The sequence below is a fragment of the Klebsiella africana genome, from assembly GCF_020526085.1.
Lineage (GTDB): Bacteria > Pseudomonadota > Gammaproteobacteria > Enterobacterales > Enterobacteriaceae > Klebsiella > Klebsiella africana.
This window is the reverse complement of sequence record NZ_CP084874.1, coordinates 300,483-313,327: the sequence shown is the minus strand read 5'-3', so window position 1 is coordinate 313,327 and position 12,845 is coordinate 300,483. Positions and strand designations below refer to the sequence as shown.

At 61.1% G+C, this 12,845-nt stretch carries 12 protein-coding genes; 4 read left to right on the top strand and 8 right to left on the bottom strand.

Features of this window, described 5'->3' with window-relative positions:
* Positions 1 to 60 precede the first annotated feature (60 nt).
* Positions 61 to 2,271: a Zn(II)/Cd(II)/Pb(II) translocating P-type ATPase ZntA gene (gene zntA / locus LGL98_RS01425; RefSeq protein ID WP_136033766.1), complete on the top strand. Its 2,211-nt coding sequence runs from the start codon at positions 61 to 63 to the stop codon at positions 2,269 to 2,271.
* 190 nt (positions 2,272 to 2,461) lie between these two features.
* Here zntA and tusA read toward each other — a convergent pair whose 3' ends face one another.
* Entirely contained in the window at positions 2,462 to 2,707 is a 246-nt protein-coding gene (gene tusA, locus LGL98_RS01420; protein ID WP_002920858.1) for a sulfurtransferase TusA, read from the bottom strand.
* Positions 2,708 to 2,913: 206 nt separating this feature from the next.
* On the opposite strand from tusA, the gene LGL98_RS01415 reads away from it, so the two are divergent.
* Positions 2,914 to 3,579, top strand: coding sequence for a 7-cyano-7-deazaguanine/7-aminomethyl-7-deazaguanine transporter (locus LGL98_RS01415; RefSeq protein WP_136033768.1), 666 nt, complete (start codon positions 2,914 to 2,916; stop codon positions 3,577 to 3,579).
* Between the two features lie 73 nt (positions 3,580 to 3,652).
* Complete coding sequence (locus tag LGL98_RS01410; RefSeq protein WP_136033770.1) at positions 3,653 to 4,210, top strand: DcrB family lipoprotein; 558 nt, start codon at positions 3,653 to 3,655, stop codon at positions 4,208 to 4,210.
* Here the strand turns inward: LGL98_RS01410 and LGL98_RS01405 are convergent, their stop codons facing one another.
* A complete protein-coding gene (locus LGL98_RS01405) occupies positions 4,211 to 5,431 on the bottom strand; it encodes an MFS transporter (protein ID WP_136033772.1) in 1,221 nt (406 codons plus the stop codon).
* A gap of 133 nt (positions 5,432 to 5,564) precedes the next feature.
* Here LGL98_RS01405 and LGL98_RS01400 point away from each other — a divergent pair, with 133 nt between their 5' ends.
* Entirely contained in the window at positions 5,565 to 6,614 is a 1,050-nt protein-coding gene (locus LGL98_RS01400) for an AI-2E family transporter (RefSeq protein ID WP_117126353.1), read from the top strand.
* On the opposite strand, the gene arnF is transcribed toward LGL98_RS01400, so the two are convergent.
* From arnF to arnC, 6 genes are read right to left on the bottom strand one after another with little or no spacing between them, the layout of a single operon-like run.
* Entirely contained in the window at positions 6,611 to 6,991 is a 381-nt protein-coding gene (gene arnF, locus LGL98_RS01395) for a 4-amino-4-deoxy-L-arabinose-phosphoundecaprenol flippase subunit ArnF (protein ID WP_136033774.1), read from the bottom strand. The genes LGL98_RS01400 and arnF overlap by 4 nt on opposite strands.
* Positions 6,991 to 7,329, bottom strand: a complete 339-nt coding sequence (gene arnE / locus LGL98_RS01390; RefSeq protein WP_115188571.1) for a 4-amino-4-deoxy-L-arabinose-phosphoundecaprenol flippase subunit ArnE — start codon at positions 7,327 to 7,329, stop codon at positions 6,991 to 6,993. Before arnE ends, arnF begins: the two co-directional genes overlap by 1 nt.
* Complete coding sequence (gene arnT, locus LGL98_RS01385) at positions 7,326 to 8,981, bottom strand: lipid IV(A) 4-amino-4-deoxy-L-arabinosyltransferase (RefSeq protein ID WP_136033776.1); 1,656 nt, start codon at positions 8,979 to 8,981, stop codon at positions 7,326 to 7,328. The genes arnE and arnT overlap by 4 nt, the downstream gene beginning before the upstream one ends.
* Positions 8,981 to 9,883: a 4-deoxy-4-formamido-L-arabinose-phosphoundecaprenol deformylase gene (gene arnD / locus LGL98_RS01380; protein ID WP_136033777.1), complete on the bottom strand. Its 903-nt coding sequence runs from the start codon at positions 9,881 to 9,883 to the stop codon at positions 8,981 to 8,983. Before arnD ends, arnT begins: the two co-directional genes overlap by 1 nt.
* A complete protein-coding gene (gene arnA / locus LGL98_RS01375; RefSeq protein WP_136033779.1) occupies positions 9,880 to 11,865 on the bottom strand; it encodes a bifunctional UDP-4-amino-4-deoxy-L-arabinose formyltransferase/UDP-glucuronic acid oxidase ArnA in 1,986 nt (661 codons plus the stop codon). The genes arnD and arnA overlap by 4 nt, the downstream gene beginning before the upstream one ends.
* On the bottom strand, positions 11,862 to 12,845 hold the full coding sequence (gene arnC / locus LGL98_RS01370) for an undecaprenyl-phosphate 4-deoxy-4-formamido-L-arabinose transferase (RefSeq protein WP_002921035.1): 984 nt from the start codon (positions 12,843 to 12,845) through the stop codon (positions 11,862 to 11,864). Before arnC ends, arnA begins: the two co-directional genes overlap by 4 nt.

Sequence of the window (12,845 nt, the reverse complement as noted above, 5' to 3'; positions counted from 1 at the left end):
AGTCGACTCCAGAGTGTATCCTACGGCTAATGAGAAAATTATCATTTCCCGGAGGGTGCCATGTCGACTCCAGACGCGCAGGATAAAAAAGTCCCACAATTCTCGTCTTTCACCATACGGCGAGCAACCGCCCCGGCGGAGAGCTGCTGCACAGACCATGCCTGCACTACAGACTCCGCCCCTGTCGCCGAAGCGCTTAACGACGCTCGCTACCGCTGGCAGGTAGATGGCATGGACTGCGCCGCCTGCGCCCGCAAGGTGGAAACCGCGGTTCGTCAGGTGCCTGGGGTCAGTCAGGTCCAGGTGCTGTTCGCCACAGAAAAGCTGCTGGTTAACGCCGAGGGCGATGTCCGCGCTCAGGTTGAGAACGCGGTCCGCCAGGCGGGCTATACACTGCGCGATGCCAATGCCCCCGCAGTAGAGCAAACCCGAGGGTCACTGCTGCGCGACAATCTGTCGTTGCTGACGCTGGTTATCATGATGGCTCTGAGCTGGGGGCTGGAGCAGGCCAACCACCCTGCCGGCCAGTTGGCCTTCATTGCCACCACTCTTGTCGGCCTGTGGCCGGTTGCCCGCCAGGCGCTGCGCCTGATCAAGAGCGGGAGCTGGTTCGCCATTGAAACGCTGATGAGCATTGCCGCCATCGGAGCGCTGTTTATCGGCGCCACCGCAGAGGCGGCGATGGTGCTGCTGCTGTTCCTGATCGGCGAGCGTCTCGAAGGCTGGGCCGCCAGCCGCGCGCGGCAGGGGGTGAGCGCGCTGATGGCGCTGAAGCCCGACACCGCCATTCGCCTGCGCAACGGCGTGCGGGAAACCGTCGCCCAGCGCGATCTGCGGCCTGGAGATGTGATTGAAGTGGCTGCCGGTGGGCGTCTGCCGGCGGATGGCCAGCTGCTGTCGCCCTTTGCCAGCTTTGATGAAAGCGCCCTGACCGGCGAGTCGGTGCCGGTGGAGCGTCAGGCCGGGGAACGGGTAGCGGCGGGCGCCACCAGCGTCGATCGCCTGGTGCAGCTTACCGTGATATCCGAACCGGGCGACAGCGCCATCGACCGCATCCTGAAGCTGATTGAAGAGGCAGAGGAGCGTCGGGCGCCGATCGAGCGCTTCATCGACCGTTTCAGCCGGATCTACACCCCGGCGATTATGGTGGTCGCCTTGTTGGTCGCCATTGTCCCGCCGCTGTTCTTCACCAGCGCCTGGCTACCGTGGATTTATAAAGGACTGACGCTGCTGCTGATCGGCTGTCCATGCGCGCTGGTCATCTCCACGCCGGCGGCCATCACCTCCGGCCTGGCAGTCGCCGCCCGCCGCGGAGCGCTAATCAAAGGCGGCGCGGCGCTGGAACAGCTGGGCCAGGTGCGCCAGGTGGCGTTCGATAAAACCGGCACCCTGACCGTCGGCCAGCCGCAGGTGACTTCGGTTATTGCCACGGCCGAAGTTGACGACAATGCGCTGCTGGCGCTGGCGGCGGCGGTGGAGCAAGGCTCCAGCCACCCGCTGGCGCAGGCCATCGTCCGTGAAGCGCAGCGGCGTCAGCTGAGCATTCCGCAGGCCAGCGGCCAGCGGGCGCTGGCGGGCTCTGGTATCGAAGCCGAAGTCAACGGCAGCCGCATCCTGATCTGCGCCGCCAGCAAAGCCGCTCCGGCAGAGCATGAGGCACAGATCCAGCAACTGGAGAGCGCCGGGCAAACGGTAGTGCTGGTGAGGCGCGGCGAGACGCTGTTCGGCATTCTGGCGCTGCGCGACACCCTGCGCGACGACGCGCGTCAGGCAGTGGATGCCTTGCATCAGCTGGGCGTTCAGGGGGTGATCCTTACCGGGGATAACCCGCGCGCTGCGGCGGCCATCGCCAGCGAACTGGGGCTGGAATTCCGCGCTGGTCTGCTGCCGGCAGACAAAGTGAAAGCCGTCATGGCGCTGAATGCCGATGCGCCGCTGGCGATGGTCGGCGACGGCATCAACGACGCCCCGGCGATGAAAGCGGCCACCATCGGCATCGCCATGGGCAGCGGCACCGACGTGGCGCTGGAGACGGCGGACGCCGCGCTGACCCATAACCGTCTGACTGGCCTGGCGCAGATGATTTCCCTGGCGCGCGCCACCCACGCCAATATCCGCCAGAACATCGCGATTGCCTTAGGGCTGAAGGGGATTTTCCTCGTCACCACCCTGCTTGGCCTGACCGGGTTATGGCTGGCGGTGCTGGCGGATACCGGCGCCACGGTGCTGGTAACGGCTAACGCGCTGCGGTTATTGCGTAAGAAGTTGTAGCATAGACTCCGTCTTCCCTGCTCGCGCTGCGCTTAGCAGGGCTACGGTTTCGTAACATTCGGTAGCCCGGATAAGGCGCAACGCGCCGCCATCCGGGGCATTCCCTGCTCGCGCTGCGCTTAGCAGGGCTACGATTTCGTAACATTCGGTAGCCCGGATAAGGCGCTACGCGCCGCTATCCGGGAAAGGTTCAGTGGCTTTTGCGGATCAGATAGCGGTACGGCAAGGCTTCAGTTTCCTGGGCCACCAGCTCATGCTCCATAAAGCGACAGAATCCCGGGATATCGCGGGTGGTGGCCGGATCGTCAGCAATAATCAGCAGCGTCTCGCCGACCGGCATCGTCCGCACGGTTTTACGCACCATCATGACCGGCTCTGGGCAACGGAGCCCCAGGGCATCCAGGGTGTGGTCAGGAGTGGAGAAAAGTTCGCTCATTTTAGTCTCACATCAACAAAACGGCCCTAGTTTACCCCCACTTTGCCAGCACGCAAGCCAGGTTAACGTTTGCGCGAAAAACAACCATTGCATTACGCCGGTAACGCAGTATTATGCAGCCGTTTTTTATTGGGTTCCCTCACCCCAACGTTCCGCTGCCGATTGCTCATTCATCTGAAGCATGACGGGCATAAAAAGGTCACAATATGAATCCGTTTTCTACCGTACAGCGCAAAAAAGCGCTCGTCTGGCTTTCGCTATTTCATCTGCTGGTGATCACCTCCAGCAACTATCTGGTTCAACTGCCGATCTCCATTTTTGGTTTCCATACCACCTGGGGCGCGTTTAGTTTTCCGTTTATCTTTCTCGCCACCGACCTGACGGTGCGCATTTTTGGCGCCCCGCTGGCGCGACGCATCATTTTCGCGGTGATGGTCCCGGCGCTGGCCATCTCTTATGGCATCTCCGCGCTGTTCTACATGGGCGAATGGCAGGGCTTTGCCGCGCTGGGCACCTTTAATCTCTTCGTCGCGCGCATCGCCGTCGCCAGCTTTATGGCCTATGCGCTGGGGCAGATCCTTGACGTTCATGTCTTCAACCGTCTGCGGCAGAGCCGCCGCTGGTGGCTGGCCCCCACCGCCTCGACGCTGTTCGGCAACATCAGCGATACCGTAGCGTTCTTCTTTATCGCTTTCTGGCGCAGCCCGGACCCGTTTATGGCCGCCCACTGGGGGGAAATCGCCCTCGTCGACTACAGCTTTAAAGTGCTTATCAGCATTATTTTCTTCCTGCCGATGTATGGCGTGCTGTTAAATATGCTGTTGAAAAGACTGGCGGATAAATCTGATTTGTCGGCATTACAGCCGAGTTAAAGGTACTCGCGGGCTGATGTGTTAAGATAGCCGGATGAGCCATTAGTGGCCGTTTATCGAAAGGAAGATGTCAATGCGCAATTTGGTTAAATATGTCGGTATTGGCCTGCTGGTGATGGGGCTTGCCGCCTGCGATAACAGCGATTCAAAAGCGCCAACCGTTGGCGCAGCAGCGGAGAGCAATGCCAGCGGCCAGGCAATCAGCCTGCTGGATGGCAAGCTGAGCTTCACCCTGCCTGCGGGCATGGCCGACCAGAGCGGCAAACTGGGTACCCAGGCGAACAATATGCACGTCTACTCTGACGCTACCGGCCAGAAAGCGGTCATCGTCATCGTCGGTGACAGCACCAATGAAGATCTGGCAGTGCTGGCGAAACGCCTGGAAGATCAGCAGCGCAGCCGCGACCCGCAGCTGCAGGTGGTGAGCAATAAACCACTGGAGATTAAAGGCCATACCCTGCAGCAGCTGGACAGCATCATCTCTGCCAAGGGGCAGACCGCCTGGTCTTCCGTACTGCTTGGCAAAGTGGATGACAAACTGCTGACCCTGCAGGTTACCCTGCCGGCGGACAACCAGCAGCAGGCGCAGACCGAAGCGGAAAGCATCATCAACACCCTCACCATCCAGTAATTACTGGCCTGGTGCGATGGCCTCCGGTTCGCTAACCGGGGGCCGTTTTTTTAGCCGCCAGCCCAACAGCAGCGCCGCCATCACCAGCCCCGCCGCGGCGAGATAAATCATCGAGATCCCGATCCACGCCATCAGCAATCCGGCCAGCGGTCCGGTGACGCCCAACGACAGGTCCATAAACACGGTATAGGTCGCCAGCGCCGCCCCCTGATTGTGCTGCGGCACCGCTTTGACCGCCACCACGCCCAGCGCCGGGAAGACCAGCGAAAACCCAGCTCCGGTAAGGAAGGTACCGATTTTCGCCAGCAGCGGCGTATCGGCAATGCCAACCAGCAGCAGACCGATAATCTCCACGCTAAAGCAGAGCATCGCCACGTTCAGCCCGCCGAGGCGGTTAATGCCGTTGGGAAACACCAGCCGCGTGCCAACGAACGCGCAGCTGAATAACGTCAGCGCGAAAGCCGCGCCGTCCCAGCCTTTGGCATCATAAAACAGCGTGATAAAGGTGGCGATCACCCCGAAGCCGGCGGAGGCCAACGCCAGCGCCATGCCGTAGGGCCAGACGCGGCCGAGCACCGCGCGAAACGACATCGCTTTCCCTTTGGCGGCCTTCACTGCCGCGCGCGGCAGCGCACAGAGGATAGCCACCAGGGCCACCGCCATAATGACCACCGCCAGGCCGCTGAGGCCAATCCGTGAGTAACAGAGCACGCCGAGCGGCGCCCCCATCGCCATCGCCCCATAGGTCACAATCCCGTTCCACGAGATCACCCGCCCGATATGCAGTGAACCGACCACACCAACGCCCCACAGCGTCGACCCGGTGCCGGCAAAGCTCTGGCCGATACCGAGGATCACCCGTCCGAGGCATAACAGCAGCAGGCTAATCAGTGGCCAGCCGCTGCCCCAGGCGGCCAGCAGATAGCTCAGGCCGCTCAAAAGGCAGCCACAGAGGCCGAAGACGACAATCTTTTTCGGTCCCAACAGGTCGGCATAGCGCCCGGCATGCGGGCGGCTGAGCAGCGTGGCGAAATATTGCAGGCTAATCACCAGCCCGGCCCAGAAAGCGCTAAAGCCCATGACATCATGAACATAGCCGGGCAGCACCGCCAGCGGCAGGCCGATGGTGAGGTAGCTGGCAAAGTTAAAGATAACGACAGAGACAATCCGCAGATTGAGGCGCAGTCCATTGAGCGCCGGTTCGGCGACGGGTTCGGGCATCAGGTTCCACCAGATTTCAACAACCAGCTTTCACTATTACCACGCTGTCGGCGTAAAAGCAGCCCTCCTTTCGGAATATTGGCAGTCGGCGAACCGCTACACTTATCTGGCACGACTCATAAAAGGAATACCTATGTCCCCTCCGCAGGCTGATAAAGCCGGGCTTCATATTTTACTTAAGCTGGCGGCGCTGGTGATTATCCTCGCCGGGATCCACGCCGCCGCCGATATCCTGGTGCAGCTGCTACTGGCGCTGTTTTTCGCTATTGTCCTCAACCCGCTGGTGACCTGGTGCATTCGCCGCGGCGTGCGCCGCCCGTTCGCTATAACCCTGGTGGTGACGGCGATGCTGGTGATGCTTACCGCGCTACTTGGCGTGCTGGCGGCGTCGCTCAATGACTTTGTCGCCATGCTGCCCGATTTCAACCGCGCCCTGACGCGCAAGATCCTCCAGCTCCAGGAGTATCTCCCCTTTCTCAATCTGCATATCAATCCGGAGCGCATGCTGCGACGCATGGATTCAGAACGGCTGATGACCTGGGCCACGACGCTGATGACCCAGCTTTCCGGGGCGATGGCCAGCATCGTGCTGCTGGTGATGACGGTGATCTTTATGCTGTTTGAGGTTCGCCACCTGCCCTACAAACTGCGTTTTGCCCTCAATAACCCGCGCCTGCATATCGCCGGATTGCACCGGGCGCTGAAAGGCGTCACCCATTATCTGGCGCTGAAGACGCTGATTAGCCTGTGGACCGGGCTGATTGTCTGGCTGGGGCTGCTGGCGATGGGGGTACAGTTCGCCCTGATGTGGGGGGTGCTGGCGTTTTTGCTGAACTATGTGCCGAACATTGGCTCCGCCATCTCCGCTATCCCCCCCATGCTGCAGGCGCTGCTGTTCAGCGGCATCTATGAGTGCCTGTTGGTAGGAGCGCTGTTTCTGGTGGTGCATATGGTGCTGGGCAACATGGTGGAGCCGCGCATGATGGGCCACCGGCTGGGGATGTCGACCCTGGTGGTGTTCCTGTCGTTGTTGGTCTGGGGCTGGCTGCTGGGGCCGGTGGGAATGCTGCTCTCGGTGCCGTTAACCAGCGTCTGTAAAATCTGGATGGAAACCACCGTCGGGGGCAGCAAGCTGGCGATCCTGCTCGGCCCGGGCCGTCCCAAAAGCCGGCTCCCCGGCTAGCGGCGTTTCACCGGCCAGAAGATGGTCAATACGCCGACGACGATGATCGCCACGCCCAGCAGCGATTGCCAGTAGAATGGCTCATGCCAGCCGGGCAGCCAGATGGCGGCGGCCCACACGAGGATATAGCTCAGGCTCAGCAGGGCATACGCTTTCGACAGCGGCAGGCGATGGAGGGCAAAGTACCAGCAGACCATCGACAGCAGGTAGCCCAGCAGGCCGAAAAACAGGCCGAAAGTCCCGGGCTGGAAATGCAGCAGATGCTGGAGAAATGCCACAATATCGGTCAGCGGCGGCAAGGCCACCATGGCGCTGCGCAGCAGCAACTGCGCGGCGCTGACGAGGCCGACGCTGAGTAATGCCCAGAAAAAGCCCATCAGACGCTGGTCCCCAGAATGACAATGCCCACGACGATCAACCCGACGCCAAGCCAGTGGCGACGGGCGACCGGCTCATGCCAGATGCCCCAGCCCGCGAGGGTAACCCAGGCGAAATTCAGACTCAGCATCGGATAGGCGATGCTGACCGGAATAGACTGCAGGACGCTCAGCCACAGCAGCATGCCGCAGCCCAGACATAACAGCGCCATCCCCAACCAGAAGAGTATATGGCGACTCCGCCGTCCGCGACGGGACGGGCGGGTCGCCTGTTTCTGGCAGAGCTGTCCGGCGCAGCTCAGCAGGCTGGCGAACACCAGACAGATCCAGACGCTCATTGCGGCAGGTACTGAAGGAAGACCACCCGACCCAGCTCGTAGGCGTTATCTGGTTTCGGTAACGGTAAGTCGACCATACTCTCTCCTTTATCCATCAACAGCACCAGCGATACCGGCCCCTGCTGACGGTGCACGGCCAGCCAGTCGGCAAAACCGGCCTGGCTGACAAAGCTTCCCTGAGCATCCGGCCAGTCGAGACCGTACTTCAGCTCACCCTGTTTGTCGAACATAATAATATCGCTTCGCTTCAGCTCCCAGGCCAGGCCGCCGGCGATCCCGACGTTGTTGGTCAGGACGTAGCGGCTGGGCTGCAGGGATTCGCTGACGATATCCACGAGGAACTGCGGCTGTTTGCTGTCGATAACCCGGTCCGGGATGGCGAAGCCCACCAGCAGCGCCAGGCCGAGCGGACAGAGCGCGGCCAGGCTCCAACGGCGACCAGCGTCTTTCATCGCCAGCCAGCCCATCAGCGCCCAGACGGCAAAAGCGATGGCCGCCAGCAGACATTTATACAGCTCAATCTTGCTCCACACCGGCTTGTGCATGAAGCCCCACGGCGAGACCACCAGCACGGCGATAAGCCCCAGCAGGCCAACGCCCAGGTTGATCATCCCGTTGATGCGCAGCGCTTTCGCGCCGGTCTTTGCGGCCTCCAGCGCGTAGCGGGCCATCAGGATCGACAGCGGCGCAAAGCACGGCAGGATATAGGTCGGCAGTTTGCCTTTGGCGATACTGAAGAACAGGAACGGCATCGCCACCCAACCTAACAGATACAGCGCGCCGCGGGCCTCATCGCGCTCAAGCCAGCCGCGCTTCAGCGCCCCCGGCAGCAGGGCCAGCCACGGCAGGCTGCCGGCAATCAGGAACGGGATGTAGTACCAGAACGGCGCTTTGTGCTGGGCGTCTTTTTCAGCAAAACGCTGAATATGCTCGACCCAGAAGAAGTAGCGCCAGAAGTCCGGCTCGCGCTGGGCGATAGCCAGCCCCCAGGGCAGCACCACCAGCGTACAGACCGCCACTGCCAGCCAACCGTAGGTCAGCACTTCACGCCAGCGTTTACGGGCGATCACCCACGGCAGAACGCCCACCACCGGCACCGCCAGCGCCAGGAAGCCTTTGGTCATCACCCCCATCCCGCAGGCGACGCCCAGCAGCACGTAGCCCAGTATTTTGCCGCTGGGGCGCTGCGCCTGCGCCGCGCCCCAGAAGCTACACATCGCCAACGCCAGCCACAGGGTGATCATCGGGTCCAGCACCGCATAGGTGCCAATCGCATACACCAGCATCGCGGTAAGGAAAATCACCGGCGACAGGACCGCGACCTTTTTGTCGCGAAAGACGCGCCACGCCAGCCAGGCCACCAGCAGGGCGGTCATGGTGATGGCGAAGACCGACCCGAAGCGTACGCCGAAGTTATTATGACCAAACAGCCACTGACCGATACTGTTGATCCAGTAACCGGCAATCGGCTTTTCGAAGTAGCGCAGGCCGAGAAAATGCGGCACCACCCAGTCGCCGGTGGCCAGCATTTCACGGCTGATCTCCGCGTAGCGGGTTTCGTCGGGTTGCCAGAGCAAACGGAAATTGAGCGGCAGCAGATAATACAGCGCAAACAGCGCAATCAGAGAGACGCCATAGCGAATGCTTTTCATCAAACACCCGAAGTCAGTAATTGTTCACGTCCGAGCCAGCCTTCCCGGCCAGCCAGTTCACCACGAACCACTTTGCCTGAGGGCAGCTCGCTAAAGTCAGCGGGCAGCAGCTGGCTCAGTGGGCAAAACTGAATTTCCTCTTCCGCCGCCATGGTCAGTAGTTCATTGAACTGATCCGCGTAGGCAATGCCTTCCACTTCAGCGTGAATGGTATAGACCGGCACGCCCGCATCGCGATGGATGCAATCCAGCAGGTAGCGGTTAAAGCCGGCGATATCCACCGCCGTGCCCACCGCCTCGTCCCAGGTTGGCAACGTGACCGGGATCTGCACGGTACCAGAGACGCCGCTGCCGAGCTGGGGCAGAAACGGCCGCGTGCCGCGACAGTCGCTGTTGTAGAGAAAATCGAAGGATTCTTTGGCTTTAACCACTCGCTGATCGGCGCGCCAGCCGGCGACGGCCGAGCAGGTCACCGGGCGGCCGATGATGCGCTCGAGCTCCAGCAGGCCGCGCTCAACTTCCAGCGCCAGCCTTTCCTGCGGCCAGACGCCACTCCACGCCTGCCAGCTGTAGTGGTCCCAGGCGTGCAGGCCGACTTCATGAGATTCGGCGGCGGCGCGGATCACCGCTTCGTTCCCTGCGCCGATGCGGCGCCCCGGCCAGGCGGTGCCGGCCAGCAGAATATCCCAGCCGTACAGCGAGGCAGCTCTGGAACGCAGCATCTTCCACAGAAACTTCGGTTTTATCAGGCGCCACAGATGGCGCCCCATATTGTCCGGCCCGACGCTGAAGAAGAAGCTTGCCTGGATCCCGTGCTGACCCAGCAGCTCCAGCAACCGCGGAACGCCGTCCCGCGTGCCGCGAAAGGTATCGACATCTATGCGTAAGCCGACCTGTTTCATGGATTTTTATCGTCCACCAGTTCAACCGTGCGCAGGAAGAAGTCCAGCGTGTGTTCGACAGTTTCTTCCATCTCCACCTTCGGCTCCCAGTTCAGGCAGCGTTTGGCGTTGCGAATGCTCGGCTTACGATGCTCAACGTCCTGGTAGCCCTTCCCGTAGTAATCGCTGCTTTCCACTTCACGGAAGCCGGCGAACGGCGGGAAGCGATCGCGCAGCGGATGGCGTTCGAAGCAGGCGAGCAGCATTTCGGCCAGCTCTTTGATGCTCGCTTCGTTATCCGGGTTGCCGATGTTGATGATCTGCCCGTCGCAGCGGCCGTCTTTGTTCTCGATGATGCGGAATAGCGCTTCGATACCGTCGCTGATATCGGTGAAGCAGCGCTTCTGCTTGCCGCCTTCGATGAGCTTGATCGGCGACCCTTCCACCAGGTTGAGGATCAGCTGGGTGATAGCGCGGGAGCTGCCGATACGCGCGGCGTTGAGGTTATCCAGGCGCGGCCCCATCCAGTTGAACGGACGGAACAGGGTGAACTTCAGGCCGTTCTTATCGCCATAGGCCCAGATCACGCGATCCAGCAGCTGCTTGGAGACCGAGTAGATCCAGCGCTGTTTGTTGATCGGCCCGACCACCAGGTTGGAGCTATCTTCGTCGAAGTTTTTATCGGTGCACATGCCGTACACTTCCGAGGTCGACGGGAAGATGATGCGCTTATTGTATTTCACGCAATCGCGGATGATCTTCAGGTTCTCTTCGAAATCCAGCTCGAACACGCGCAGCGGATTGCGGGTGTATTCGATAGGCGTGGCGATGGCCACCAGCGGCAGCACCACGTCGCATTTCTTAATGTGATATTCGATCCACTCAGAGTGAATGCTGATATCGCCTTCCACGAAGTGGAAACGCGGGCAGTCAAGGAAACGGCTAATGGCGTCGGAGCCGATATCCAGACCGTAAATCTCATAGTTGTCGTCCTGCAGCAGGCGCTCGGTCAGGTGGTTACCGATAAAGCCGTTGACGCCAAGGATCAGCACCCGGGTGCGGCGCTTAATCGCCACCACCGGTTTACTGCTGATCACCGCCCCGGACACCAGGCCCAGCGCCTGCGCCAGCTGAGCGCCCTGCATATACACGCCGCGTTCGGTCTGGCCGGTGACAATCTCCAGCGCCCCGTCCTGGCACGCGACGATCAGCGGCGTAACGGAGATCACGGTGCCCGGTTTAGCTGCCGGCAAATCGTGGCGGACGCGGGATTTCCAGACGATAAACTTGTTCGCGCCCGCGTAGCCGAAGGCGCCCGGCCACGGATCCGAGACAGCACGCACCAGATTGTGCAGGGTCTGCGCCGGCTGCTCCCAGTCGAGACGGCCATCTTCCGGGGTTCGACGCCCCACATAGGTTGCCTGGCTGTGATCCTGCGGACGCTCATCCGTGGTGCCGGCGAGGATGGCGGGCAGCGCCTGGCTCAGCAGCTCAGTGGCGGCGGCGCACAGCTTACGATGCAGCGTCAGGGCCGCGTCATCCGGGCCAATCGCCACGGTTTGCTGGGCGACGATATCACCGGCATCCGCGCGGTTCACCATGCGGTGCAGGGTGACGCCGGTTTCGCTTTCGCCATTGACCAGCACCCAGTTCAGCGGCGCACGGCCACGATATTTCGGCAGCAGCGAACCGTGCAGGTTAAATGCCCCTTTCGGCGCCAGATTGAGGATCTCATCGCCCAGCAGGTTGCGGTAGTAGAAGGAGAACAGCACATCCGGCTTCATCTCGCGGATACGCTCAATCCACAGCGGATGGTTCACGTCTTCCGGCGCCCACACTGGAATGCCCTGCTCGGCGGCAAGGCGCGCCACAGAGCCAAAGAAATGGTTTTCGCCAGGGTTATCCGGGTGGGTGAAAATAGCAGCGATATCATACCCGGCGTCCAGCAGGGCCTGGATACCGGTGCAGCCCATATCGTGATAAGCGAAGACTACGGCTTTCATGAACGATCTTCCTCTTTAGATGCCGTTTCCGGCTGGCGAACAACACGTTGAATAAAGTAGCGGGGGCGGGCGCGCACGTCGTTATAGATGCGTCCGATATACTCCCCGAGCAGGCCCATCCCGACAAACTGGGCGCCGATGAACATGAACAGCACGGCGAAGAGCATGAACACCCCTTCCGCCGCCCACTGTGGGCCGAAGGCCAGACGCAGTACCACCAGCAGCAGGCCGAAGGCGAAGCCCAGCAGGGCAATCACGCTGCCGAAAATGCTGAGCAGACGCAGCGGCGTGGTGGTCAGACAGGTCACCAGGTCATACATCAGGTTAATCAGACGCATGAAACTGTATTTGGAGTCGCCGAATTCGCGCTCGGCATGCATCACCGGGATCTCCACCGCGCGACGGGCGAAGGTATTCGCCAGGATCGGGATAAAGGTGCTGCGCTCATGGCAGTTGAGCATGGCGTCGATGATATGGCGGCGGTAAGCGCGCAGCATGCAGCCGTAATCGCCCATCGCTTTGCCGGTGGTGCGCTGGATCAGGCGGTTGATCATCTTCGACGCGGTTTTACGGAAGATGCTGTCCTGACGGTTCTGGCGAACAGTACCCACCACGTCGTAACCTTCATCAGCCTTCGCCACCAGCCGCGGGATCTCTTCCGGCGGGTTTTGCAGGTCGGCGTCGAGGGTAATGATTAAGTCGCCAGTCACATGGCTGAAGCCGGCCATGATCGCCGAGTGCTGGCCGTAGTTACGGTTTAACAACACGGCGACGACGTGGCTGCCTTCCGCCTCGGCGGCTTCGGTCAGCATGCGCGCAGAATCGTCACTGCTGCCATCGTCGATCAGCAGAATTTCATATTGCCGCCCCAGCGTGGCGCAGGCGGCATCCGTACGACGAAGCAGTTCCGGCAGGCTATCCTGTTCGTTATAAACCGGGATAACCACCGAGACCTTCTTCACGGGAGGGTAAGTAAGCAT